General features: G+C 72.8%; 23 protein-coding genes. 8 read left to right on the top strand and 15 right to left on the bottom strand.

Translation table 11 applies throughout. The features are described from left to right. Nucleotides 1–141: 141 nt before the first annotated feature. The 5 genes from JT721_RS07420 to JT721_RS07400 are packed head-to-tail and all read left to right on the top strand — an operon-like array spanning nucleotide 142 to nucleotide 6,070. Nucleotides 142–882, top strand: coding sequence for an enoyl-CoA hydratase/isomerase family protein (locus JT721_RS07420; protein WP_307827939.1), 741 nt, complete (start codon nucleotides 142–144; stop codon nucleotides 880–882). After that, a complete protein-coding gene (locus JT721_RS07415; protein ID WP_205472315.1) occupies nucleotides 875–2,311 on the top strand; it encodes an AMP-binding protein in 1,437 nt (478 codons plus the stop codon). The genes JT721_RS07420 and JT721_RS07415 overlap by 8 nt, the downstream gene beginning before the upstream one ends. Further along, nucleotides 2,308–3,936 (top strand): amidohydrolase, encoded by a 1,629-nt coding sequence (locus JT721_RS07410; protein WP_240340307.1) that lies wholly within the window; start codon nucleotides 2,308–2,310, stop codon nucleotides 3,934–3,936. The genes JT721_RS07415 and JT721_RS07410 overlap by 4 nt, the downstream gene beginning before the upstream one ends. Then, a complete protein-coding gene (locus JT721_RS07405) occupies nucleotides 3,936–4,550 on the top strand; it encodes a GNAT family N-acetyltransferase (protein ID WP_205472314.1) in 615 nt (204 codons plus the stop codon). The genes JT721_RS07410 and JT721_RS07405 overlap by 1 nt, the downstream gene beginning before the upstream one ends. Nucleotides 4,551–4,609: 59 nt before the next feature. Then, entirely contained in the window at nucleotides 4,610–6,070 is a 1,461-nt protein-coding gene (locus JT721_RS07400; protein WP_205472313.1) for a KamA family radical SAM protein, read from the top strand. A gap of 13 nt (nucleotides 6,071–6,083) precedes the next feature. On the opposite strand, the gene JT721_RS07395 is transcribed toward JT721_RS07400, so the two are convergent. After that, nucleotides 6,084–7,448, bottom strand: a complete 1,365-nt coding sequence (locus tag JT721_RS07395; RefSeq protein ID WP_205472312.1) for a hypothetical protein — start codon at nucleotides 7,446–7,448, stop codon at nucleotides 6,084–6,086. Between the two features lie 196 nt (nucleotides 7,449–7,644). Then, nucleotides 7,645–8,106: an Lrp/AsnC family transcriptional regulator gene (locus JT721_RS21325; protein ID WP_307827938.1), complete on the bottom strand. Its 462-nt coding sequence runs from the start codon at nucleotides 8,104–8,106 to the stop codon at nucleotides 7,645–7,647. Between the two features lie 64 nt (nucleotides 8,107–8,170). Between JT721_RS21325 and JT721_RS07385 the strand changes: the two genes are divergently transcribed. From JT721_RS07385 to JT721_RS07375, 3 genes are all read left to right on the top strand, one after another. Continuing rightward, the gene (locus JT721_RS07385) at nucleotides 8,171–9,076 is read left to right on the top strand and encodes a 5'-3' exonuclease (protein WP_205472310.1); all 906 of its coding nucleotides are present in this window, start codon (nucleotides 8,171–8,173) and stop codon (nucleotides 9,074–9,076) included. Between the two features lie 49 nt (nucleotides 9,077–9,125). Further along, on the top strand, nucleotides 9,126–9,566 hold the full coding sequence (locus JT721_RS07380) for a hypothetical protein (protein WP_205472309.1): 441 nt from the start codon (nucleotides 9,126–9,128) through the stop codon (nucleotides 9,564–9,566). A 107-nt stretch (nucleotides 9,567–9,673) separates the two neighbouring features. Next, complete coding sequence (locus JT721_RS07375; RefSeq protein ID WP_205472308.1) at nucleotides 9,674–10,333, top strand: SDR family oxidoreductase; 660 nt, start codon at nucleotides 9,674–9,676, stop codon at nucleotides 10,331–10,333. Nucleotides 10,334–10,422: 89 nt separating this feature from the next. On the opposite strand, the gene JT721_RS07370 is transcribed toward JT721_RS07375, so the two are convergent. The 13 genes from JT721_RS07370 to JT721_RS07310 all read right to left on the bottom strand — a co-directional run bounded on the left by JT721_RS07370 (nucleotide 10,423) and on the right by JT721_RS07310 (nucleotide 23,930). Beyond that, the gene (locus JT721_RS07370; protein ID WP_205472307.1) at nucleotides 10,423–13,215 is read right to left on the bottom strand and encodes an RNA helicase; all 2,793 of its coding nucleotides are present in this window, start codon (nucleotides 13,213–13,215) and stop codon (nucleotides 10,423–10,425) included. Between the two features lie 35 nt (nucleotides 13,216–13,250). Beyond that, a complete protein-coding gene (locus JT721_RS07365) occupies nucleotides 13,251–14,123 on the bottom strand; it encodes a diacylglycerol kinase (RefSeq protein ID WP_205472306.1) in 873 nt (290 codons plus the stop codon). Between the two features lie 286 nt (nucleotides 14,124–14,409). Further along, nucleotides 14,410–14,799 (bottom strand): hypothetical protein, encoded by a 390-nt coding sequence (locus tag JT721_RS07360; protein WP_205472305.1) that lies wholly within the window; start codon nucleotides 14,797–14,799, stop codon nucleotides 14,410–14,412. Between the two features lie 6 nt (nucleotides 14,800–14,805). Continuing rightward, entirely contained in the window at nucleotides 14,806–15,660 is an 855-nt protein-coding gene (gene tatC / locus JT721_RS07355) for a twin-arginine translocase subunit TatC (protein ID WP_205472304.1), read from the bottom strand. A 53-nt stretch (nucleotides 15,661–15,713) separates the two neighbouring features. After that, nucleotides 15,714–15,968 carry a twin-arginine translocase TatA/TatE family subunit gene (gene tatA / locus JT721_RS07350; RefSeq protein ID WP_205472303.1) on the bottom strand — a complete coding sequence of 85 codons (255 nt, stop codon included), beginning with the start codon at nucleotides 15,966–15,968 and terminating at the stop codon, nucleotides 15,714–15,716. A gap of 114 nt (nucleotides 15,969–16,082) precedes the next feature. Continuing rightward, complete coding sequence (locus JT721_RS21665) at nucleotides 16,083–17,057, bottom strand: YafY family protein (protein WP_205472302.1); 975 nt, start codon at nucleotides 17,055–17,057, stop codon at nucleotides 16,083–16,085. Beyond that, nucleotides 17,054–18,025 (bottom strand): YafY family protein, encoded by a 972-nt coding sequence (locus JT721_RS07340; protein ID WP_205472301.1) that lies wholly within the window; start codon nucleotides 18,023–18,025, stop codon nucleotides 17,054–17,056. Before JT721_RS07340 ends, JT721_RS21665 begins: the two co-directional genes overlap by 4 nt. Nucleotides 18,026–18,206: 181 nt before the next feature. Next, a complete protein-coding gene (locus JT721_RS21660) occupies nucleotides 18,207–19,175 on the bottom strand; it encodes an FKBP-type peptidyl-prolyl cis-trans isomerase (RefSeq protein WP_205472300.1) in 969 nt (322 codons plus the stop codon). A 212-nt stretch (nucleotides 19,176–19,387) separates the two neighbouring features. Continuing rightward, nucleotides 19,388–20,749: a Pup--protein ligase gene (gene pafA, locus JT721_RS07330; RefSeq protein WP_205472299.1), complete on the bottom strand. Its 1,362-nt coding sequence runs from the start codon at nucleotides 20,747–20,749 to the stop codon at nucleotides 19,388–19,390. Nucleotides 20,750–20,832: 83 nt separating this feature from the next. Then, complete coding sequence (locus JT721_RS07325) at nucleotides 20,833–21,810, bottom strand: hypothetical protein (RefSeq protein WP_205472298.1); 978 nt, start codon at nucleotides 21,808–21,810, stop codon at nucleotides 20,833–20,835. Nucleotides 21,811–21,982: 172 nt separating this feature from the next. Beyond that, nucleotides 21,983–22,894 (bottom strand): proteasome subunit alpha, encoded by a 912-nt coding sequence (prcA, locus tag JT721_RS07320; protein ID WP_205472297.1) that lies wholly within the window; start codon nucleotides 22,892–22,894, stop codon nucleotides 21,983–21,985. Then, nucleotides 22,891–23,736: a proteasome subunit beta gene (gene prcB / locus JT721_RS07315; protein WP_205472296.1), complete on the bottom strand. Its 846-nt coding sequence runs from the start codon at nucleotides 23,734–23,736 to the stop codon at nucleotides 22,891–22,893. Before prcB ends, prcA begins: the two co-directional genes overlap by 4 nt. After that, nucleotides 23,733–23,930 (bottom strand): ubiquitin-like protein Pup, encoded by a 198-nt coding sequence (locus JT721_RS07310; RefSeq protein WP_205472295.1) that lies wholly within the window; start codon nucleotides 23,928–23,930, stop codon nucleotides 23,733–23,735. The genes prcB and JT721_RS07310 overlap by 4 nt, the downstream gene beginning before the upstream one ends. Nucleotides 23,931–24,076 lie beyond the last annotated feature (146 nt).

The following is a 24,076-nucleotide window of genomic DNA, read 5'->3' as shown; positions in this document are numbered from 1 at the left end:
CGCGCCGCCCCGGCCCTCGCGGGCGGGGTGGGTGCGGGCCTACCGTCGCACTGGTGTTGGATGCTCCGGCACCCCAGCACGACAACCAGGGAGGACCACGTGGAGGCTGAGCCGAGCCGGGCGCCGACGACCGGACCAGCGGTGGAGTACGCCGTGGACGGGCCGGTCGCGCGGGTGCACCTCAACCGCCCCGACCGGCTCAACGCGGTGGTGCCGGCCCTGACCGACGGGCTCGTCGACGCGCTCCGGCGCGCCGAGGACGACGGCGTCCGCGCGGTGGTGCTCGCCGGTAGGGGTCGCGCGTTCTGCGCCGGCCACGACCTCAAGGAGCCCGAGCCGGAGGAGACCGTGCTCGAGACCCGGGCCCGGTTGGAGGCCATCCAGGACGTGACCCGGCTGGTGCGGCGCTTCCCGGGCCCGGTCATCGCGGCGGTGCACGGCTACGCCCTCGGCGCCGGCGCCGAGTTCGCGCTCTGCTGCGACCTCGTGGTCGCCGCCGAGGACGCGTCGTTCGGCTTCCCCGAGGTGGGTGTCGGCCTCAGCGTCACCGGCGGCATCTCGCGGCTGCTCCCCCAGCTGGTCGGCTGGGCCCGCGCCAAGGACCTGCTGCTCCTGGGCGAGCGGGTCTCGGGCGCCGAGGCCGCGCGGATCGGGCTGGTCGCCCGCTCCGCGCCGACCGGACGGCACGAGGAGGTCGCGCTCGACCTCGCCCGCCGGATCGCCGAGCGGCCCGAGCTGTCGGTGAGCCTGGCCAAGCAGGTGCTCGACGCGGGGCTGGACGCCACCGTCGACGAGGCGATGCAGCGCGAGGTCGACCACGCCGTGCTGACCTCGCTCTCGGGCGAGTCGGCCGCACCCACCGCGGAGTTCCGGCGTGGCTGAGCCGCCGCGCTCCGACCTGGTGGCGCTCCTCGACCACGCGGTGGGTGCGTGGCCCGATCGGCCCGCCTGGACCTTCGACGACGGCACCGACGTCGTGACGCTCACTTTCGCCGAGGTGGGCGCGCGGGTGGGCGCGACGGCCGCGGGCCTGGTCGCGCGCGGCGTGGGGTCCGGTGACCGGGTGGCGGTGATGCTCGACAACCGCCCCGAGCTGCCGCTGACCTGGCTGGCCCTGCACCGGCTCGGCGCGGCGATGGTGCCGCTCAACACCCGCTACCGCTCGGTCGACGCCGGTCACGTGGTGGCCGACTCCGGGACCCGGCTGGCGGTGACCTCGCCGGCGTACGCCGAGGTGCTGCGCGGCCTGCCCGGCCTCGAGGTCGTCGACGCGGCGTCGTTGCCGGTGACCGAGGGCGCGCCGTCCCCGCTCCCGGCGGTCGAGGTCGACGGGCGCACCACCGCCAACGTGCAGTACACCAGCGGCACCACCGGGCGGCCCAAGGGCTGCGTCCTCTCCCACGGCTACTGGACGACGCTGGCCGGCTCGCTGGTCGACGGGTTCCCGCGGATCGGCCCCGACGACGTGATGCTGACCGCGCAGCCCTTCTACTACATCGACCCGCAGTGGAACCTGGTCACCGCGATGCTGGCCGGCGCCCACCTCGTCGTGCTCGACGGCTTCCACCCCTCGACCTTCTGGGCCAAGGCGCGCGAGCACCGGGTGACCTACTTCTACTGCCTGGCCTCGATGCCGACGCTGCTGATGAAGATGCCGCCCGACCCGCTCGACCGCGACCACCGGGTGCGGGTGGTGCAGTGCTCGGCCATCCCGCCGTCGGCCCACGCGGCGATCGAGGAGCGCTGGGGCGTCGGCTGGTACGAGTGCTTCGGCATGACCGAGACCGGCGCCGACATCCGGGTCACCGACGACGACCACGACGAGCTCGTCGGCACCGGGTGCCTCGGCCGGCCGGCCGCGCACCGCGAGGCCCGGGTTGTCGACGGCGAGCTGTGGCTGCGCGGACCGGGGATGATGGACGGCTACCTCGGGCTGCCCGACCCGTTCGAGGAGGGCGGCTGGTTCCGCACCGGCGACCTGGCCCGCATCGACGACGCCGGCCGGGTCCACCTGCAGGGCCGCCTCAAGGACATGATCCGGCGCAGCGGCGAGAACGTCGCGGCCCACGAGGTCGAGGAGGTGCTCACCGCCCACCCGGCGGTCCGCCTCGCCGCGGTCGTCGGCGTGCCCGACGAGGTGCGCGGCGAGGAGGTGCGCGCCTACGTCGTCGCACCCGGCGCCAGCGCGGAGGAGCTCACCGCGTGGTGCCGGGAGCGGCTGGCGTCGTTCAAGGTGCCGACCTCGTGGGTGTTCCGCGACGAGCTCCCCCTGACCGCCTCGCACCGGGTGGCGAAGGCGCAGCTGGCATGAGCCTGCTCGCCGACACGCTGTTCACCAACGCTCGGGTGCGCACGCTGACCGGGCCCGACCGGGCCGGCACCGCCGAGGCGGTGGCCGTGCTCGGCGACCGGGTCGTGGCGCTCGAGGAGGTGCCCGCCCGCCGGGTCGTCGACCTGGGCGGCGCCGTGGTCGCTCCCGGCTTCTCCGACGCCCACAACCACATGGCGTGGTACGGGCTCACGCTCGCGGAGGTCGACCTACGGGTGGGCTCGATGGACGAGCTGCTCGACCGGGTCGCCGAGCGTGCGCGGGAGACGCCCGAGGGCGAGTGGGTCGTGGGCGCGGGCTACGACGACAACAAGGTCGGGGGCCACCCCCACCGCGACGCCCTCGACCGGGCCGCCGACGGCCGGCCGGTGTGGCTGCGGCACACCTCGGGCCACATGTGCACGGTCAGCTCGGCGGTGCTGGCCCGGCTCGGCCTGGCCGAGCGGGGCCGCGAGGTCCCCGGCGGGGTGGTGGTCGTCGACGCCGACGGCCGGCCCACCGGGGTGCTGCAGGAGACGGCCCAGGAGCTGCTGAACCCGCTGGTCCTGCCCTACCCCGTCGACGTGCTCGTCGACGCGATCGAGCGGGCGGCGCGGGTCTACCTGCGCCAGGGCATCACCCGCTGCGTCGAGGCGGGGATAGGTGGCGGGTGGATCGGCAAGAGCCCGGTGGAGGTGGCGGCGTACCAGCGGGCGCGCGACGCCGGCCGGCTCCCGGTGCGCGTGGAGCTGATGGTCGCCGCCGAGGTGCTGCACCCGCTGGCGGGGCACGCCGACGACGGCCTGCCGGTCGGGCTCGACCTGGGCCTGCGCACCGGGTTCGGCGACGACCGGCTGCGGATCGGTCCGATGAAGATCTTCAGCGACGGCTCGCTGATCGGCCACACCGCCGCGATGTGCCACGACTTCGCCGACGCGCCGGGAGAGCGCGGCTACCTGCAGGGCGAGGCCGACGACCTGCGGCGCACCATCGTCGACGCCCACCGCTCCGGCTGGCGGGTGGCGGCGCACGCGATCGGCGACGCGGCGATCGACCTGGTGCTCGACGCCTACGAGGAGGCCCAGCGGCGCTGGCCGCGCCCCGACCCGCGACACCGGATCGAGCACTTCGGCGTGGCCCGCGACGACCAGGTGACCCGCGCCGCGGCGCTCGGGGTGGTGCCGGTGCCTCAGGCCAGGTTCGTCCGCGAGCTCGGCGACGGCTTCCTGCGGGCGCTCGGCCCGAAGCGCGCCGGGCAGGCCTACCGGCTGCGCTCGCTGCTCGACGCCGGGCTGGTGCTGCCCGGCAGCTCCGACCGGCCGGTCGTCGACGGCGCGCCGCTGCTCGGCATGCAGGACATGGTGGAGCGGCGCACCGCCGCCGGCGCGGCGTTCGGGCCCGCCGAGGCGCTCACCGGGCTCGAGGCGCTGGCGTCGTACACGGTGGGCTCGGCGCAGGCCTCCCACCTCGAGGACCGGCTGGGCACCCTGGCCCCCGGCATGCTGGCCGACCTGGTGGTGCTCTCCGACGACCCGGCGGCCGTCGCCCCGGACCGGATCGGGGCGATCGAGGTGCTGCGCACCGTGGTCGGGGGCGAGACCGCCTGGGACGCCGAGGAGGGCGGCTGATGGTGTCGATGGAGCTGGTGGAGCTCGGCGCACTGTCCGCCGACGACGTGGACCGGGTGCGGGCGATCTACGAGGACGCCTTCCCGGAGGCGCTCCGGGTGCCGTTCGCCGACCTGCTGGTCGACCGGATGCTCGTCGGCGTCGTCGACGCCGCGCCGGTGGGGCTCGCGCTGGTGCGCGACCTGGTCGCCGACGACGGCGCTGACAGCGGCTGGACGTTCCTGCGCTACTACGCCGTGGGCACCCGCGGTCGGGGTGACGGGAGCCGGCTCTGGGCCGCGGTGACCGACCGGCTGCGCCGCGAGGGCCGCCGGCTGTTCGTCTGGGACGTCGAGGACCCCGACGAGGAGGGCCTCTCCCCCGCCGAGGTCGAGGAGCACCGGCGCCGCATCGTGTTCTACGAGCGGCTCGGGGGCCGGCTGCTGCCGGTGCGCGACTACCACCCACCCCACGACGGCTTCGCCCCGCGGCTGCTGCTGATGTCGCAGGAGCTCGCTCCCGGCGCCGACCCCGACCTGCGCTCGCTGGTCGAGGGCGTCTTCGCCCTGCGCTACGGAGCCGGCCCCGACCACCCCGCGGTCGTCAGGACGTTGCGCGCCTCAGATCTCGACTAGCCGGAGGATCTGCGGCGACGATGCTGCACTACCGGAGGATCTGTGGCTATCCTCGGGCCATGACCATCGAGACCTCGATCGCCGCGCACCTCCAGGGCGGTCAGCCCTACCCCTACCGGCAGGTCGAGCTGGTCGAGCCGGACTGGACCCGCTTCCCGGGCTGGCGCGACGTGACCGCCGCGGAGTGGGAGTCGGTGCAGTGGCAGCGGGCCCACTGCGTCAAGAACGTGCGGCAGCTGCGCGACCTCCTCGGCGACCTCGTCGACGAGCGGTTCTACGCCGACCTGGAGCGCGACCAGGCCGAACGCGCGACGATGTCGATGCTGGTGCCGCCGCAGATGATGAACACGATGGTCCCGACCTTCGTGCCCGGCGGGCCGGGATCGATGACCGAGGCGCTCTACGCCGACCCGGTGCGCCACTACATGATCCCGGTCTTCAGCGACCGGCGCACCGACTGGCCCTCCCACCCCCACGCCACCCGCGACTCGCTGCACGAGCACGACATGTGGGCCACCGAGGGCCTCACCCACCGCTACCCCACCAAGGTCCTCGCCGAGCTGCTGCCGACGTGCCCCCAGTACTGCGGCCACTGCACCCGGATGGACCTGGTCGGCAACTCCACCCCCGTGGTCGACAAGCTCAAGTTCGTCGCCAAGCCGCAGGACCGGCTGGGCGACATGCTCGACTACCTGCGCCGCACCCCGACCGTGCGCGACGTGGTGGTCTCCGGCGGCGACGTCGCCAACATGCCCTGGCCCCGGCTCGAGGCGTTCCTCACCGACCTGCTCGCGATCGAGAACGTCCGCGACGTCCGGCTGGCCACCAAGGCGCTGATCGGGCTCCCGCAGCACTGGCTGCAGGACGACGTCCGCGAGGGCGTGGCCCGGGTCGCCGGCCTCGCGCGTTCCCGCGGGGTCTCGCTGGCGATGCACACCCACGCCAACCACGCCGCGTCGGTGACGCCGCTGGTCGCGCGGGCGACGTCCGCGATGCTCGAGGCCGGCCTGCGTGACGTACGCAACCAGGGCGTGCTGCTCAACGGCGTCAACGCCGACCCGCACGCGCTGCTCGACCTGTGCTTCCGCCTCCTCGACGGCGCCCAGGTCATGCCCTACTACTTCTACATGTGCGACATGATCCCGTTCTCCGAGCACTGGCGGGTCTCGGTCGCCGACGCCCAGCGCCTGCAGCACCACATCATGGGCTACCTGCCGGGCTTCGCCACCCCACGGATCGTGTGCGACGTGCCGTTCGTCGGCAAGCGCTGGGTGCACCAGCTCGCCGACTACGACCACGAGCGCGGCATCTCGTACTGGACCAAGAACTACCGCACCTCGATCGAGGCCGACGACACCGAGGCGCTCTCGCGCACCTACGAGTACTACGACCCGATCCACACGCTGCCGGCCGAGGGCCAGGCGTGGTGGGCCGAGCACGGCCGGCTCGACGAGTCGGCGCTGCGGGCGGCCGAGGTCGCCGAGGCCTCGCGACGCACGGCGGCGCTGCAGGCCTGGTGACGGCGGCTGCCGCTCAGTTGTCGAGCGCGGCCAGGTGTTGCTCCATCTGGCCGCCGACGGCGTCGTCGAGCAGCTCGAAGTTGGTGGCGAAGACCATCAGCACCTCGGCCACGTCGTCGAGGGTCGCAGCCGCGGTGTCGCAGAGCAGGTTCAGCCGCTCGCAGACGTTGTCGAGCGGGTTGTAGGGGCCGATCGTGGCACGCCCGACCGCCGCCGGTCGGCGGAACGCGAACTGGGCGATGCTGACCCGGTTCCACGTTGTGGCATCGCGCAGCGTGGTGGCGACCGCCTGCAGGATGTCGCGGGCGATGAACTCCAGCGTCCCGCGGTCGAGGACGACCAGGTCGCCGTCGGTGATGACGTCGGAGCGCTGGTCGGCGTCGAGGACGTCGACGGGCCGGTCGAGCCGGAAGTCGGCCCCGCCCAGGCACTCCTCCACCGACCGGGCGTTCTCGGCCAGCCCCTCCTCCTGGTCGCGCACGTCGTCGCTGAGGTCCCTGAGCGCCTGGACGATCTGGTCCTCGCAGGCGTGGGCGTCGCCGTCGAAGGAGTAGCCGCGGGTCGTGGGCTCGTGGGCGAACGCCGTCTGCAGGGTGCCGAGGATGGTGGCGGCCGTGCCGATGCCGGAGAAGACCGGGCCCACGGCCGGGAGCTTGCCGAGGATCCCGGAGATGGTCGCGATCGTCGTGAACGGGATGTCGACCGACTGCGGGTCGTCGAGCCCCTGGATCACCCGGTCGCAGAGGGCCTCGAGGTCGTCCCAGTAGTTGGCCCAGATCTCCGACTGCGCCAGGTACATGACCCACAGCGACCGGGCCGCGAGGCTGTAGCGGTCGAAGATCCCCTCCAGCCGGCCCCAGTAGCGGAGCCGGAAGGCGTTCATCGCCTCGCCGTGCAGGTCGGCGAGCGAGGCCGACCCGGTGTCGAGCGCGCTGCGGAGGTCGGGGTTGTCGGCGTAGGTGATGTCGAGCTCGCTGTCGCCGGGGACGACGTTGAGGCTGAGCTGCTCGGTGCCGTTGCGGGCGAACGAGAGCAGCGTGTCGTAGTCGTCGCGCAGCGGGCAGTCGAGGAACGGCTCGAAGATCTCCGCCACCCGCTGCGGCCAGTGGTCGTAGACCTCGGTGGTGGGGTTGAAGGAGTCCTCGCCGGAGATGTCGTTGAACTGCTGGTTGGAGATCACCACGCCCGTCGGCGGCCCGCCCGGCCCGGGGATCCACCCCGGCGCCACCGGGTTGTCGAGGTCGGTGACGGCGGTCTGGGAGGTGTCGTACCAGCCGTCGCCGTACGGCATGAAGCCGTGGTAGCGCATGTCGCGCTCGATGAGCAGCTCAGCGATCCGATCCAGCTTGGGTTGGATGTCGGTGGGTCCGGTGGCCACGGTGCTGGTCTCCTCCCGAGGTGGTCTGTCGCAGGGGATGCTGCCTCCCCCGCGCCGTCCCCAAACCCCGGCCGCGTCGGTCGCCGCCTGCTGCCGGCGTGCCGGTGCTCGCGCGGCAGGGCTGCGGTTTGGTCACAACCCGCGCGGATCGGGGCCGCCCGCGTGCGGTTGGTGACCAAACCGCACCCCTTCCGCGTCACTCGTGGTGGACGACCGGCCGGTTCTCGTAGTACGTCGACAGCACGATCGTGGTGCGCGTGGAGACGTTCGCTGCCGACCGGATCCGGGCCAGCAGGTCCTCGAGGTCGGCCGGCTTGGTGCTGCGGATCTTGAGGATGTAGGACTCCTCTCCCGCCACCGACCAGCACGACTCGATCTCCGGGATCCCGCGCAGCCGCTCGGGGGCGTCGTCGGGCTGCGAGGGGTCCATCGGACGGATCGAGATGAACGCCGTCAGCGGTCGGCCGATCTCGTCGTAGCTCACCGTGGCGCCGTAGCCCAGGATCAGCCCGCGCTGCTCGAGCCGCTTGACCCGCTGGTGCACGGCCGAGGTCGACAGCCCGGTGGCCTTGCCCAGGTCGGTGAAGGACATCCGCCCGTCCTCGGCCAGCAGCTGCAGGATCTTGCGGTCCTTGTCCTCGACGTCCGAAGGGCTCACGGGGCACAGGCTAGTGGCCGGGGCCACTAGTGTCTGGGGCGTGCCAGATCGCGACCACCGCCTGATGCTCCTCGACACCGCCTCGATGTACTTCCGGGCGTTCTTCGGCGTCCCCGAGGTGCTGGCCGACGACGGCACGCCGGTCAACGCGGTGCGCGGGCTGATGGACTTCATCGCCCGGCTGGTCGGCGAGTACCGGCCCTCCCACCTCGTCTGCTGCTGGGACAACGACTGGCGCCCGCAGTGGCGGGTCGACCTGCTGCCGTCGTACAAGGCCCACCGGGTGGTCGCCGAGCGCAGCGAGGCCCCGGACGTCGAGGAGGTGCCCGACCCGCTCGAGGTGCAGGTGCCGATCATCCGCGAGGTGCTCGACGCGTTCGGAATCCCGGTGGTCGGCGCCGACGGCTACGAGGCCGACGACGTGATCGGCACCCTGGCCACCGGCGCCGGGCTGCCGGTCGACGTGGTCACCGGCGACCGCGACCTGTTCCAGCTCGTCGACGACGAGGCCCAGGTCCGCGTGCTCTACATCGCGCGCGGCGTCAGCAAGCACGAACGGGTGACCAACGCGTGGGTGCGAGAGAAGTACGGCGTCGACGCGCACCAGTACGCCGACTTCGCGACCCTCCGCGGCGACGCCTCCGACGGGCTGCCGGGGGTGGCGGGCATCGGCGAGAAGACCGCCGCCACGCTCCTCGGCCGGTTCGGCGACATCCCCGGGCTGCTCGCCGCAGCCGACGACCCGGGTTCCGACCTCGCTCCCGGCCCCCGGGGCAAGGTGCGCGCCGCCCTCGACTACCTCGCGGTTGCCCCCCAGGTGGTCGCGGTGGCCCGCGAGCTCCCGCTGGACAGGTCCGACCTGGCGCTGCCCACCGTGCCGCGCGACCCCGACCGGGTCGTCGAGCTGGCGCACCGGTGGAACCTGGAGAGCCCAGCCGCCCGCCTGACCACGGCGATCACCCCCTCCTAGCGCCGTGGCTCCCCCGCTCGCACTGCGCGTCCCGCTGGGTCGGAGCGGGATGACGCTGGTCCTCGTCGTGGCCGGGCTGGCCCTCGCCGGCGGTTGCCTGGCCGCCCTGGTCACCCAGGACCTGACCGGCGTCGACCGGGTGCAAGCCGTCGGTTACGCCGGCATCGGGGCCGGGCTCGCCGGCTGGGGCACGCTCCGACTCACCGCCGGGCGGCAGCCCGCCGTGCGCCTCGACGACGACGGCATCAACCTGGCCGACGGGCGCACCCTGCCGTGGACCCGGGTCGCGCTCGTCACCTTCGCACCGGCCGACGGCGCAGTCGTGCTCCTTGTCCGGGCCGAGGGCGGAGCCGACCTGGCGGTGGCCCGGTTCGCCGGCCGGTCGCTGACCGAGGCCCGCCGGGCCCGCGCGTGGCTCCGGCTGCACCGGTCCCTGGTTCCCGTGGACGACCTGGTCGGGTTGGACGGGCCGTCCCCCGGGTCATCCTGAGCCGCGGTTTGTGACCAGACCGCGGCCGTCGCGCTCCGCCGGACCGCGGTTGGTGACCAAACCGCAGCAATCCTCGTGCCCATCGCTGCCTCCGTAGGCTTGCGGCCATGAGTCGTATCGCCGTCGTCGGGGGCCACGGACAGGTGGCCCGCTTCCTCCTCGACCAGCTGGTCGCCAACGGTCACCAGCCGGTCGCCCTGGTGCGGAAGGAGGAGTACCGCGCCGAGCTCGAGGCCCAGGGCGCCGAGGTGCGCCTCCTCGACATCGAGAACCAGGGCGTTGACGCGTTCGTGGCGGCGTTCGAGGGCTGCGACGCGGTGGTGTTCGCCGCCGGGGGCGGACCCGACGGCAACAAGGAGCGCAAACGCACGGTCGACCTCGAGGGTTCGCTGAAGTCGATCGAGGCCGCCCGGAGCGTCGGCATCCGACGGTTCGTGCAGGTCTCGGCGCTGGGCATGGACGAGGACCCGCCGGCCGATGCCAACGAGGTCTGGCGTGCCTACGTGATGGCCAAGCGCGACTCCGACGCCGCGCTCCGCGCCAGCGACCTCGACTGGACGATCGTGCGGCCCGGAGTGCTGACTGACGACCCCGGCACGGGACGGGTCGCGCTCGCGGAGACCCTCGAGAAGGCCGACGTCACCCGCGCCGACACCGCGGCCGTGGTCGCGGCCGTGCTCGACGAGCGTGGCAGCATCGGCAAGCAGTGGGACCTGGTCGGGGGCGACACTCCCGTCGCCGACGCGGTGAGGGCCCTGCTCGACTGACTCGGCAGGGGTGCGGTTTGGTCACAAACCGCGTCCCGACGCGCCCTCCGGGTGCGGTTGGTGACCAAACCACACCCCCGAGCGACCGGCTACTCCTCCAGCGCGTCGTAGGAGACCACCCCGCGTCGCAGCCGCCGGACGACGTCGCGGGCGGTCTCGCGCAGCGGACCACCACCGGCGGCGTCGGCGACCTGCCCGGCGAGGTCGACGAGCTGCTTCATCCAGCGCACGAAGTCACCGGCCGCGAGGTCGACGACGGTGAGCACGTCGTCGAGCTCGTCGCCCTCGGCCCACCGGTACGCCGCCCACGCGAAACCGAGGTCGGGCTGGCGCAGGTAGTCGAGGCGGTGCTCGCGTTCCAATGCGTCGAGATCGGCCCACAGGCGGACCATCTCGGCGACGACCTCCTTGACCCGGCCGCCGGGCAGCCGCGGCGAGGAGGCGTCGTCGGGGCGACGGGCCTCGAAGACGAGCACCGACAGCGCCGCGGCGAGCTCGGCCGCGCTGAGCCCGTCCCAGAGCCCGAGCCGCATCGACTCGGCCGCGACCAGGTCCATCTCGGAGTAGAGCCGGCGCAGCTGCGCGCCGCGCTCGGTGACGGTGTCGCCGTCGAGGTAGTCGAGCGCGGTGAGCACGTCGCAGACCCGGTCGAACTGGCGGGCCACGGTGTTGGTGCGGTTCTCGACCCGGCGCCGCAGCGTGGCGGCGTCGCGGTCGAGCTTGAACCAGCGCTCGGCCCACCGGGCGTGGTCCTCGCGCTCGGGGCACGCGTGGCACGGGTGCCGCTTGAGCTGGTCGCGCAGCCGGTCGACCTGCTCGCTGGCGGCGTCGGATCGGGGTGCGCCGCGCGTGGGTCGTGAGCCCGGCGGGGGCGTGAGGTCGTGGGTGCGGTTGCGCAGCGTCGCGGCGAGGTCCTTGCGCATCTGCGGGTTGCGGCCGTTGAACGACTTCGGCACCCGGATCCGGGTCAGCGCCTGCACCGGGGTGGGGAAGTCCACCATGGCGAGGCGCCGCGCCTGGCGGTCGGCGGTGACGACGTAGGGCCGCGGGCCCTCGGGACTGCTGCCAGGGTCGACGACCACGGCGTACCCGGCGAACTTCCCGGTCGGCACCATGATCACGTCGCCGGGCCGCAGCGCCTCCAGCGACGCGACCGCCTCCTCGCGCCGGTCGGCCCGCCGGGCCTTGCTGGCGTTCTTCTCGACCTCGCTGATCCGCCGCCGCAGCCCGGCGTACTCCATGAAGTCGCCCAGGTGGCAGGTCGCTGCCTCGCGGTAGCCGTCGAGCGCCTCCTCGGCCTTGCGCAACTGGCGCGCGAGCCCGACCACCGCCTTGTCGGCCTGGAACTGGGCGAACGACTGCTCCAGCAGCTCGCGGGCGGTGCCGCGACCGAACTGGTGAACGAGGTTGACGGCCATGTTGTACGACGGCCGGAACGACGACCGCAGCGGGTAGGTGCGGGTGGAGGCGAGGCCGGCGACCTCCTTGGGGTTCATCCCCGGCTGCCAGAGCACCACGCCGTGGCCCTCGACGTCGAGACCCCGGCGGCCGGCGCGGCCGGTGAGCTGGGTGTACTCCCCCGGCGTGATGTCGGCGTGGGTCTCGCCGTTCCACTTGCTCAGCTTCTCGATCACGACCGTGCGCGCGGGCATGTTGATCCCGAGCGCGAGGGTCTCGGTGGCGAACACGACCTTGCACAGCCCGTGCAGGTAGAGCTCCTCCACGATCTGCTTGAACACCGGCAGCATCCCGGCGTGGTGGGCCGCGACGCCGCGCGTGAGTCCGTCGAGGAAGTCGTGGTAGCCGAGCACCCGCAGGTCGTCCTCGGGCACGTGGCGGCACGCCGTCTCGACGTACTCGAAGATCGCGTCGCGCTCCTCCGGCGTGGTGAGCCGGACGCCGGCGTGGAGGCACTGGGTCACGGCCGCATCGCAGCCGACCCGGCTGAAGATGAACACGATGGCCGGCAGCAGCCCCTCGCGGTCGAGGCGCTCGATGACGTCACTGCGGCTGGGGATCCAGACCCGGCGTCCGTTGCCCACCTGGCGTGGACCGCCCTTGGCCCGACCGCGGTCGCGCGGGGAGCGTCGGTCGCGCATCCGGGAGCTGGCCCAGTCGTCGCGGGCGATCCGCATCAGCTCCCCGTTGACCGGTGCGCCCTCCTTGACGAAGCCGGCCGCGGCGTCGACGTCGGACTTGGCGAACAGGTCGAGAAGGCGCTTGCCGACCATGACGTGCTGGAAGAGCGGTACCGGGCGCCGCTCCTCCACGATCGTGGTCGTGTCACCGCGCACCGTGGCCAACCACTCACCGAACTCCTCGGCGTTGCTGACGGTCGCCGACAGGCTGACCACGCTCACCGACTCCGGCAGGTGGATGATCACCTCCTCCCACACCGCGCCGCGGGAACGGTCGGCGAGGTAGTGCACCTCGTCCATCACCACGAAGCCGAGACCGACGAGGGTGCGCGACCCGGCGTAGAGCATGTTGCGCAGCACCTCGGTCGTCATCACGACGACCGGCGCCTCGCCGTTCACGACGTTGTCGCCGGTCAGCAGACCGACCTGGTCGGGACCGTAGCGCGCCACCAGGTCGTGGTACTTCTGGTTCGACAGCGCCTTGATCGGGGTCGTGTAGAACGCCTTGCGCCCGGTCGTGAGAGCCAGGTGGATGGCGAACTCGCCAACGATGGTCTTGCCGGAGCCGGTCGGCGCGGCGACCAGGACTCCGCGGCCGTCCTCGATCTCGCGGCACGCCCGCAGCTGGAAGTCGTCGAGGGGGAAGTCGTAGAGGGACTGGAAGTCGCGGACGACGGGGTGGCTGCGACCGGAGCGGTAGCTGGCGTACCGCTCGGACGGCGACAGCTCGTCGGCGGAGCTCATGGCTCCACCCTACGGCCGGCTGGGAAGGGCCCCGCTCAGCACAGCACCCGCAGCGCGCCGGGCACGCACTCCACCGTTAGCGGGAGGTCGGCGAGCCGCTCGCCATCGGCGTAGGCGGTGATGCCGGTGGTCGCGACGGTGACCCGGCGGGCGACGTGGTGCTCGTAGCAGGGGTGGGTGACGTGGGTGCCACGGAACACCCGGGGATAGGTGCGCAGCAGGTCGCCCCGGGTGAGGGGGTGGATCACCACCACGTCGAGCAGGCCGTCGTCGAGCACGGCGCCCTCGGTGATCCGCAGGCCGCCGCCGAACGACGGGCCGTTTCCCACGCAGACCAGCACCGCCTCGACGTGCCGCTGGACACCGTCGAGGTCGAGCGTGTAGCGGCACGGCCGGAGGGTGCGCAGCTCGGCGACCGTGGCGAGGTTGTAGCGCATCTGGCCCCGCGGCCAGGCCATCGCGTTGGCGCGCTCGTTGACCAGCGCGTCGAACCCGGCGCTGAGCACCGTGGCGTACCAGTGCACACCGGTGCGCGCCAGGTCGATGGTGCGCACCCGGCCGGCCACCACCCGATCCGCGGCCGCCAGCGGGTCGCGGCGGGGCAGGCCGAGGTAGCGGGCCACGTCGTTGCCGGTGCCGGCGGGGATGATCCCCAGGGTGGTGGACGTCGTGGCCACCGCCTGGAGGGCGAGGTGCACCATGCCGTCCCCGCCTACGACGACCAGGCCGTCGATCCCCTCGGCCACCGCGTCCCGGGCCAGGTCGAGGGACTCGTCGGCGTCGCGCCCGCGCAGGTCGCGGACGCCCAGGCCGGCGTCGCGCAGTCGCCGGAGCACCGCTCCGTGCACCTGGGCCCCCGTCCCCCGGCCGGACGTGGGGTTGGTGAGCAGGGCGATCTCGCGGGGCACGTCGGGACCCTACCGGCGGGGGACGGCGTGCGGTTGGTGACCAAACCGCGGGCCGGTGGGTGGGTGGGAGCGCGGTTTGTGACCAAACCGCAGCCCATTCGGCCGCGGCGGTTCCCGGTGGTGACCCACCGGCTCTGGAGTAGCCGGATGCTGCGGTCGGTGCCCACCCGCACGCCACCCGGGCGCTGGGGCCGCGGTTGGTGACCAAACCGCACGCCGGCCGGGCGTCGGGCCGCGGTTTGTGACCAAACCGCACCCACGGAGAGGCGCCTAGCGGCGCTCGCGCTCACCCGACCGCCAGACGTACGAAGAACTTTTCGGGCTGGGCGCCGACCGCCAGGGACAGCCGGCGCAGGGTCTCCAGCACCGAGTCCGCCGAGAAGCAGGTGCCGGGCGCGGCGAGGGCGGCCCGACCGTCGCGCTCCACGAGCAGCACCTGGCCGTGTCGCCACGACTGGTGGGCGCGCCGGCGGCAGGCCTCGTCGACGACCGGGACCGGGTGGGCGTCGTCGACGGCGACCAGGTCGCAGGCCAGCTCCTCGCCCGCGTCGGTGGCGAGCAGGCCGGGGACGACGGAGGCGCGGCCCAGCCCGGAGGTTGCCGTCCAGGTCACGGTCCCCGCACCCAGCCACTCCGGGAGGTCGAACGGGTCGAGGTCGGGCAGCGGGTCAGCCACGGGCCCTCACAGTGGGGACAGCTCGTCGGGCGAGAGGTCGCGGTAGGGGTTCCTGCGGGCGCGGCGCCGGTCGTTGAAGCGGGCGATGATCTCGGAGACGAAGAACAGCAGCACCATCGGCACCGCCATGAACGTCATGGTGAAGGGGTCGGCCGATGGCGTGGCCACCGCGGCGAAGACGAAGACGCCCACGATGATCCACGGCCGGTGCGCGCCGAGGGAGCGTCCCTTGACCACGCCGACCAGGTTCAGCAGCACCACGAAGACGGGGATCTCGAAGGCGATGCCGAAGACCAGCAGCGTGCGGCTGAAGAACGTGAGGTAGTCGTTGAACTCGATCAAGTTGGTCAGGCCGTCGGGGGTGAACCCGATGAGCACCTCGAGGCCCTTGGGCAGCGTGACGTAGCCCAGCCAGACGCCGACGAGGAACAGCGGACCGGCCACCGAGGCGAAGACCCGGGTCCAGCGGCGTTCGTGGGAGTGCAGGCCCGGGAGGATGAAGGCCCAGATCTGGTACAGCCACACCGGGCTGGTCAGGACGATCGAGGCGAGCGCGCCGAGCTTGAGGTAGAGCAGCAGGCCGCCGCCGGCGCCGTCGATGGTGTCGATGGTGCGCTGCTCCCCCGGTGGGAGCCCCTCGTTGATCTTCTCGGCAGCGTCCCGGTACGGCCCCGCCACCACGTCGAACAGGTGGTTGTAGAAGATCAGTGACACCGCCAGGCCGACGACGATGACGACGGCGATCTTCAGGATCCGGGCGCGCAGCTCGCGCAGGTGGTCGGAGAGCGCCATCCGGCCGTCGGCCCCGATGGGGTGGACGGGCTTGCCGACGAAGAGTGCGACCAGGCCGGACAGGCGCATGCTCGACCGTGGCTCGGCTCAGGTGTCGGGGTGGGGCGGGACGAGGCCAGCCGTCAGGCGGTCGGACCGTCGGTCCGGCGCTGGGCCTCGCTCTGCTGCACGGGGGGCTCGACCGCGGTCGGCGGCAGCACCTCCGGGGTGTCGCCGGTGGTGTCGTCGTCGTCCTTGAGGCCCTTGGTCTCGGCCTTGAAGATCCGGAGCGCCTGGCCGGTGCCCCGGGCGAGCTCGGGCAGCTTGGCCGCACCGAAGACGAGCACGACGATGGCCAGGAGCACGAGCCACTCGGCGCCGTTCGGCATACCGATCATCGGAACAGACATGGGGTCCTCACCACTGGTTGGGGTACGCCGCCAGTGTAGCCCGGCGTAGGGCGGGCAGCGGGCCACCCCGGTCCTGCGACGGGACGCCGACCCGCGCCGGCCCTACGCGTAGAGCGCGAGCGCCGCCCGGGCGGCCTCTGACCGAGCCTGCTCGTGCTCGACCGGCTCCACGACGGTGGCGTACGGCGCGAGCCGCAGCAGCAGCCGTACCAACCAGCGCGGGTCGGCCACGGCCAGGTCGACGTGGAGCACGCCGTCCTCGCGGGGTCGCACGTCCTCGACGGGGTAGTAGTCGACCATCCAGCGCGCCTGCGGCTGCAGCTCGAGGGTGACCGGCGTGGTGTCCTGGGCGCTGGTGAAGAACCCGTCCCCGAGGTCGCGGGGCGCCTCGGGCTCGCTGAGGATCGCGGCGTCGAGCACCTCGGCGGACTCCACCCGGTCGAGGCGGAACAGCCGCGGTGCCTCCGCGGAGTGGCACCAGGCGTCGAGGTAGGAGAAGCCCTTCGCGGTGACGACCCCGCGCGGGTCGACGATCCGTTCCGAACGCTCGTCGCGGGCGGGGACGTAGTAGCTGAGCCGGACCTGGCGGCGTTGGTCTGCAGCGGCCTGCAGGCGGGTCGCGAGCAGCGCGAGGTCGGGGTCGCCGGCCCCGGCGCCGGGGTCGATGCGCTGCGCGCCCGAGCCCTCGGCGGCGGCCGTCTCCAGCTTCGCCAGGGCGCGGTCGACGACCTCGCGGGTGGCGTCGCGGGCGCCGTTGCGCAGCGCCCGGAGCGCGACGATGACCGCGCTCGCCTCGGTGGCGGTCAGCCGCATCGGCCGCGACAGGTAGTCGGCGTTCGAGACCCGGATCACCCGGTCGCCGTCCTCGTCGAGGGCCTCGAGGTCGACGTCGATGAGGTCGTCGGGGTAGCCGCCCGGGGTGCCGCACATGAAGAGCACCTGCAGGTCCTGCACCAGCTGGTCGGGCTGGACGCCGAGGGCCGCGGCGGCCTCCTCGACGCGCACCTCGCCGCGGGCGTGCAGGAACGGCACCAGGGTCAGCAGCCTGGCCACCTGCTCCTTGGCGCCGGCGCTCACGACGACTCCCCCACCGCGGCCCGCAAACGGGTCACGACCTGCTCGCGGACCTCGGCCGGCTCCACGACGTAGGCGTCGGCGCCCAGGCCCAGCACCTCGTCGGCCAGGCCCATCGGGCTGCGGGTGAGCACCACCCGGTCCCAGCTGGTGCGCTGGTCGGGACCGGGCACGTCGCTCTCGACCTCGTCGGCGGCACGCCGCAGCGGGTGGCCCGCCCCCTCGCGGAGCAGCACCACGGCGCGGGTGGTCACCGGCGGCGGTGCCAGCCGGCGAGCCACGGCGCTGATGTCGGTGCCCTCCGGGACGTCGTAGGAGCCGGGCTCCCCCTCCTTCTTCGGCTCCCCCACGACCCGGGAGAGCCGGAAGACCCGCTCGGCGTCGCGGTCGGTGTCGTGACCGACGACGTACCAGCGTCCGCTGTAGCGGGTGACGCCCCACGGCTGCAGGTGTCGGGTGGTGGCCTCCTCGTGACCGGGGCGGCGGTAGTCGAACGTCACCGGCTGCCGCTCCTGGGTCGCCTCCCAGAACACATCGAACGACGGCTCGTCGGCGTTGAGGCGCGGCTCGATGATGTCGAGCGCGCTGACGTCGACCTCCGCGCCGAGCGCGGTGAGCTTGCGGACCGCCTCGGCGGTGGCTTCGGCGAGCCGGGCGTGCTGCCACACCTTGGTGGCGAGACCGACGACGGCCGCCTCGTCGGGCGTGAGCCGGATGTCGGGGAGTGCGAACTCGTCGGGCTTGATCCGGTAGCCGGGGTCGTCCTCGAAGTAGGCGTCGACGTGACCGATCTCGATCGGCACGCCGAGGCTGCGCAGCTCCTCCTTGTCGCGCTCGAACATCTTCTCGAACGCGTCGGTGCTGGAGTCGGGGTAGAGGATCGCGCGGATCCGGTCCTTGCGGACGTAGGTGCGCTGGACGAGCAGCATGATGAGGAGGTTCATCAGCCGCTCGGCCTTGCGCGTCGTCATGTCCACCCTGCTGCTCACCCCCTGGTGTTCTCGGGCCGACCGCGGTCGCTGGGCACCGGCGCGGTCGGGTGTCCGCCCCGACGTCCAATCCGGGTGCTGGCCGTGCCCTGGTGCCTGCGCCGGTCGGCGACCAGGCCCGGAGCCGGAGCCCGCCCGGTCAGGGCGTCATCATCGCAGAGCGTCAGGCCGCACCAAGGACGTCGATGACGAAGAACAGCGTATCGGTGCCCTTGATTCCGGCGTCCTTGTTGCCCTTCTCGCCGTACCCCAGCTCCGGGGGCACCGCGATCACGACCCGGCTGCCGACCGTGACGCCGACCAGCGCCTGGTCCCACGCCTTGATGACGGCGCCGGTGCCGATCTGGAACGTCGTGGGCGCGGGCTTGCTGAAGCTCTCGTCGAACGGCTTCTTGCCCTCGTAGACCTGGCCCAGGTAGTTGACCGCGATGGTCTGGCCCTTCTCGACCTTGGCGCCCTTGCCGTTGAGCAGCACCGCCTTGTGGAGCTTGTCGTCCGGGGCGGTGGCGTCTGAGAAGTTGAAGCCGGTGGGCAGCTTGTCGTCGTTCGTGACGATGCGCGGCATCCACGGCGGGCCGTCGGCCCGGATGTCGGTGGGCAGCTTCGCGAGGTCGCTGACCAGGTCGATGATCACCGCGACGGTGTCCTTGTTGCCGATGCCGAGGGCGGGGTTGCCGCCCTCGCCGAAGACCTTCTCGGCAGACCCGGTGACCAGGATGCGGCTCCCGACGGTCGCGCCCTTCACCGGCGCCAGGAACTCGGGCAGCTCGCCGTTGGCGGTGAGCAGCTGCGCACCCTCCTCGCGGGTGTCGTAACCGGACTTCTGGGTGTAGCCGTTGCCGATCCAGAGGTGGGCGAGGGCGGAGGCGCCCTCCTCGAGGGCGGGCCCGTCGCCGGTCACCAGCGTCTCGTGCTCGATGTCGTCGGCCTTCATCCGGGCCTTCCACGTCACCTTCGGGGACTCCCCGACGTCGCCGGAGACCGTGAACGCGGCCGCCCCCTCCGCGGTCTTGGAGCCCGTCTCGGCCTCGAGTCCGGGAGGCGCCTCCTCACCGCAGGCGGCGAGCGCTGCGACGGGCGCGAGGGCGAGCAGGAGGGCCGCGAGGCGGCGGCCGGGACGACGTCGGATCACAGTTCGAAGACCTTCACGGGAGGGTGGCGTGCAGGGTGAACCCTAACGGGCGGGTGCGCGGCGGCGGCGTGGGTGGGGCGCGGTTTGGTGACAAAACGCGCGCGAGAGGCCACCCGGCGGGCGGGTGGTGTCCAAACCGGGGTGGGCCCACACCCCGCGCGCGCGGGCCCGCGGGGGGGGGGGTGGGCCCCCACCCCCCACCCCGACCGGGCTCACATCCCGTCGATGAGCCGCTGCACGCGCTCGTCGTACGCGCGGAACGGGTCCTTGCACAGCACGGTGCGCTGAGCCTGGTCGTTGAGCTTGAGGTGCACCCAGTCGACGGTGAAGTCGCGGCGCCGTTCCTGGGCCCGCCGGATGAACTCGCCCCGCAGCCGGGCCCGGGTGTTCTGCGGCGGCACCGACTTGGCCTCGAAGATCTTCAGGTCGCTCGTGACCCGCGCCACCGCCCCGCGCTTCTCCAGCAGGTAGTAGAGGCCCCGCTGGCGGTGGATGTCGTGGTAGGCCAGGTCGAGCTGGGCGATCCGGGCGTGGCCGAGGGGCAGGTCGTGCTTGGCGCGGTAGCGGTCGATCAGCTTCCACTTGATGACCCAGTCGATCTCGCGGTCGACCAGGCCGAGGTCGTCGGACTCGATCGCCTTGAGCCCGCGCTCCCACAGGTCGAGGGCCTGCTCGATGACCGGGGTGCTGATGCCGCGACGGTCGACGAAGTCACGAGCCTTGCTGAGGTACTCCTGCTGGATGTCCAGCGCGCTGGCCTCGCGACCGTTAGCGAGGCGGATCTTGCGCCGCCCGGTGACGTCGTGGGAGATCTCGCGGATCGCGCGGATGGGATTCTCCATCGTGAGGTCGCGCATCACCACGCCCTCCTCGATCATCCGCAGCACCAGGTCGCAGCTGGCGACCTTGAGCATCGTGGTGGTCTCGCTCATGTTTGAGTCACCGACGATGACGTGCAGCCGGCGGTACTTCTCCGCATCGGCGTGCGGCTCGTCGCGGGTGTTGATGATCGGCCGGCTGCGGGTGGTGGCGCTGCTGACGCCCTCCCAGATGTGCTCCGCGCGCTGGCTGACGCTGTAGCTGGCCCCCCGCGGCGTGTGGGTGATCTTGCCTGCCCCGACCACGATCTGGCGGGTCACGAGGAACGGGATCAGGATGTCGGCGAGCCGGCTGAACTCACCGGCACGGCCGACCAGGTAGTTCTCGTGGCAGCCGTAGGAGTTGCCGGCGGAATCGGTGTTGTTCTTGAACAGGTAGATCTCACCGGCGATGCCCTCGTCGTGGAGGCGCTGCTCGGCGTCGAGGAGCAGCCCCTCCAGCACCCGCTCGCCGGCCTTGTCGTGGGTCACCAGGTCGACGACGTCGTCGCACTCGGGGGTGGCGTACTCGGGGTGGCTGCCCACGTCGAGGTAGAGCCGGGCGCCGTTGCGCAGGAAGACGTTGCTGCTGCGCCCCCACGAGACCACCTTGCGGAACAGGTAGCGCGCGACCTCGTCGGGGCTGAGGCGGCGCTGGCCCTTGAACGTGCACGTGACGCCGTACTCGTTCTCGATGCCGAAGATCCGCCGGTCCACGCTGCCAGCCTAGAGGGCGACCCCTATCCCGTGGGGACCATCGACGCGCGCGGCTGCGACGTTCTGCCGGGATCGGGACGGCGTCACGGACCCGGACCCCAGGAGAAGGTGCCCATCCGCCGCTGCCACCGGTTGACCAGCCGCGTCCGGCCCGCGGCCGAGTAGAGCGACTGGCCCACCAGCCGGCGCCACGAGGCCACCCGCCGCACGTCGTGGCGCCGACCCAGGGCGCGGTCGAGCTCCTGCATCACCGCGGCCGGGTGGTTGAGCAGGTCGTCGAGCGTGAAGCCTCGGGGCTGGAAGCCGGCGCGGAGCAGAGCGCGCTGCCGGCGCAGGTCGATGCGGTGCTGGAGACCGTCGCGGTGGTGGGCGCCGTCGTACTCGTGGACGTGGCGGGTCCCCGTGACCAGCAGGTCGACCTGGGCCACGACGGCGCCGCCCTCGCCGTGGAGGACGACCTGGGAGGCGACCGGGACCTTGGCGGCGTGGTGGAAGGTGCGCAGCACCGTCTCGCCCGCGGACTGGGCGAGCGGGTCGCGCAGCGCCCAGGCGTCCCGCAGGGCGCGCACGCCGGGCCGGCGGCTGTCGAGGATCGCCCGCATCGCGTCGGCGGACAGGTCCCCCGCGCGCAGGGCGGCGTCGACGAGCACGACCAGGTCGAGCACGCCGAGGTCGCGCGCGGCGCGGAGCAGGATCTCGGCGGCGGGGTCGACGGGTAGGCCGTGGCGGACCTCGCGCGTCTGGTCGCCGACCAGGCGGGCGCAGACCAGCCCGGGGCGGCGCGGCCGGGGCACGTCACCGCGGACCGCGACGAAGACCGGCAACCGGTCGGGCAGGGTCGGGACGTCCCAGCCGCGCAGCAGGGCGCCGGTCAGGTGGGTGAACGCCGCTCCGTCCGGCAGCACGAGCAGCCACGCGGCCAGGTCGAGGAGCAGCTCGTCGAAGGGTGGTTGGTCGGTGGCCGGCCGGTACAGCCCGTGGCTGACCCGGCGGAACGCCGAGGACCGCTCCTGGCCGCGGAACGGGCCGGAGCTGCGACGCTGCCGCGGAGCCGTGGACATGCGCAGACGGTCCCGCAGGTCGGGTCCCGGGCGTGGGCCTACCCGCCGGCGCTGTGGACGACGTCGTCCGGAGGGTGGATGTGGACGGTTGGTGGTTGCGCGGTTTGGTCACAAACCCGCGCCCGGCGACCGGATCGGGTGCGGTTGGTGACCAAACCGCACCCCGACCAGATCAGAGCGGACCGGAGTCGTCCTCGGGCGGCGCGACCGGCGGGGGCGCGACCGGCGGCGCTCCGGTGAGCGGGTCCTCCAGCGGGCTGACTCCCCCGCTGGTCTGGTCGGTCGGATCGGCGGGGTCGTCCGGGAACGCGTCGCTCGAGCCGGTACCGGGTGCGTTGTCGTCGGGGTCGGGCGGCGCGGGGGTGGAGGGCCCGCGCCCGCCCAGCAGGGTCTCGAGCCGGGCCGGCCGGAGGCGGACGAACTTGCGGGGTTGCGCGCGGGTGCGGTCGAGCACGGCGACCTCGAGGTCCTCGACGGGGATCACCCGGTCCTGGGGTTCGCCCCGCTCGTTGCTGGTGTGACCCAGGGCCGCGACGGCAAGACCGAGCGCCTCGTCGAGGGAGGCACCGGCGACGTACCGCTCCTGGAGGTAGGCCGCGACGACGTCGGCCTGGCCGCCCATCACGGCGAACCCCTGCTCGTCGGCGACCTGACCGTCGTAGGTGAGCCGGTAGATCTGGTCGGCCGAAGGGTCGTCGCCGATCTCGGCGACGAAGATCTCCACCTCGTAGGGCTTCTCGCCGCCGCTGGAGAAGATCGTGCCGAGGGTCTGGGCGTAGGCGTTGGCCAGCCCGCGACCGGTCACGTCGCGCCGGTCGTAGGAGTACCCGCGCATGTCGGCGAGCCGGACCCCGGCGATGCGGAGGTTCTCGAACTCGTTGTAACGGCCCACCGCGGCGAACGCGATCCGGTCGTAGATCTCCGAGACCTTGTGCAGCGCCTGGGAGGGGTTCTCGGAGACGAAGAGGACGCCGTCGGCGAACTGCACCGCCACCACCGACCGACCCCGGGCGATGCCCTTGCGGGCGAAGTCGGCCCGGTCCTTCATCAGCTGCTCGGGCGAGACGTAGAAAGGCATGCTCATGCCGAGGCACCCCCCGTCAGCTCGGCGGCCGGTCCGTCGGGCCGCTCCATCCGTCCGGCGATCACCCAGTCGGCGATCTCGGCCACGCTGGCGTCGGCGAGCCGCACGCCGCCGTTCTCGGTGATCACCTGCACCACCGGGAAGATCCGACGTGTCAGGTCGGGGCCGCCGGTCGCGGAGTCGTCGTCGGCGGCGTCGTAGAGCGCCTGCACCACGACCTCCACGCACCGCTCGGCGTCCAGGTCGTCGCGGTAGAGCTTCTTCAGCGCCCCGCGAGCGAACATCGAGCCTGAGCCGACCGAATGGAACGCGGTCTCCTCGTAGCGGCCGCCGGTGACGTCGTAGCTGAAGATCCGCCCCTGGGCGGCCTCGAGGTCGTAGCCGGCGAACAGCGGTACGACCGCCAGGCCCTGCATCGCCATGCCGAGGTTGGCCCGGATCAGGGCGGAGAGGCGGTTGGCCTTGCCGTCCATCGAGAGCGTGGTGCCCTCGATCTTCTCGTAGTGCTCCAGCTCGGTCTGGAAGAGCCGGACCATCTCGACCGCGAGCCCGGCGGTGCCGGCGATGCCGACCGCGGAGAACTCGTCGGCCGGGAAGACCTTCTGGATGTCGCGCTGGGCGATCACGTTGCCCATCGTGGCGCGCCGGTCACCGGCCATCACCACGCCACCCTCGAAGGTGGCCGCGACGATCGTCGTCGCGTGGGGCGCCAGCTCGGCTGCGCTGCCCTGGGGCAGCCCGCGGCGGGCCGGGAGCAGGTCGGGCGCCTGCTCGGCGAGGAAGTCGGTGAACGACGAGGAGCCCGGCCGCAGGTATGCGGCCGGGAGTCGGGAGTCCGTCACTGTCCGCCCTTCTGGATGAACGACTTCACGAAGTCCTCGGCGTTGGACTCCAGGACGTCGTCGATCTCGTCGAGGATCGCGTCGACGTCGTCGTCGAGGGCTTCCTTGCGCTCGGCGACGTCGGTCTCCGGGGCGACCTCGGTCGTCTCCTCGGTCTCGGAGGACCGCCGTGGCTGCTTCTGCTCCTGTGCCATGCCACGACCCTATCCACTCGACCCGACAGCGTGCCCGACGTTCCGCCCCGGATCGCCGCCCCGGATTGCCACGCCGGGTCCCGTTCCGGCGGGTTCGGCCGGTCGCCGGTACCGACGCAGCACCGACGCTCCGCTGGCGAGAGGGC

This window comes from Nocardioides sp. SYSU D00038, assembly GCF_016924665.1.
Classification (GTDB): domain Bacteria; phylum Actinomycetota; class Actinomycetes; order Propionibacteriales; family Nocardioidaceae; genus Nocardioides.
This window is presented reverse-complemented; position numbering and strand designations above follow the sequence as displayed.

Excerpts from the sequence above, each read along its gene's own strand:
- JT721_RS07410 (WP_240340307.1), top strand. The coding sequence starts at position 2,308 with ATGAGCCTGCTCGCCGACACGCTGTTCACCAACGCTCGGGTGCGCACG.
- JT721_RS07405 (WP_205472314.1), top strand. The coding sequence starts at position 3,936 with ATGGTGTCGATGGAGCTGGTGGAGCTCGGCGCACTGTCCGCCGACGAC.
- JT721_RS07400 (WP_205472313.1), top strand. The coding sequence starts at position 4,610 with ATGACCATCGAGACCTCGATCGCCGCGCACCTCCAGGGCGGTCAGCCC.
- JT721_RS07385 (WP_205472310.1), top strand. The coding sequence starts at position 8,171 with ATGCTCCTCGACACCGCCTCGATGTACTTCCGGGCGTTCTTCGGCGTC.
- JT721_RS07380 (WP_205472309.1), top strand. The coding sequence starts at position 9,126 with ATGACGCTGGTCCTCGTCGTGGCCGGGCTGGCCCTCGCCGGCGGTTGC.
- JT721_RS07375 (WP_205472308.1), top strand. The coding sequence starts at position 9,674 with ATGAGTCGTATCGCCGTCGTCGGGGGCCACGGACAGGTGGCCCGCTTC.
- JT721_RS07370 (WP_205472307.1), bottom strand. The coding sequence starts at position 13,215 with ATGAGCTCCGCCGACGAGCTGTCGCCGTCCGAGCGGTACGCCAGCTAC.
- tatC (WP_205472304.1), bottom strand. The coding sequence starts at position 15,660 with ATGCGCCTGTCCGGCCTGGTCGCACTCTTCGTCGGCAAGCCCGTCCAC.
- tatA (WP_205472303.1), bottom strand. The coding sequence starts at position 15,968 with ATGATCGGTATGCCGAACGGCGCCGAGTGGCTCGTGCTCCTGGCCATC.
- JT721_RS07340 (WP_205472301.1), bottom strand. The coding sequence starts at position 18,025 with ATGACGACGCGCAAGGCCGAGCGGCTGATGAACCTCCTCATCATGCTG.
- JT721_RS07325 (WP_205472298.1), bottom strand. The coding sequence starts at position 21,810 with ATGTCCACGGCTCCGCGGCAGCGTCGCAGCTCCGGCCCGTTCCGCGGC.
- prcA (WP_205472297.1), bottom strand. The coding sequence starts at position 22,894 with ATGAGCATGCCTTTCTACGTCTCGCCCGAGCAGCTGATGAAGGACCGG.
- JT721_RS07310 (WP_205472295.1), bottom strand. The coding sequence starts at position 23,930 with ATGGCACAGGAGCAGAAGCAGCCACGGCGGTCCTCCGAGACCGAGGAG.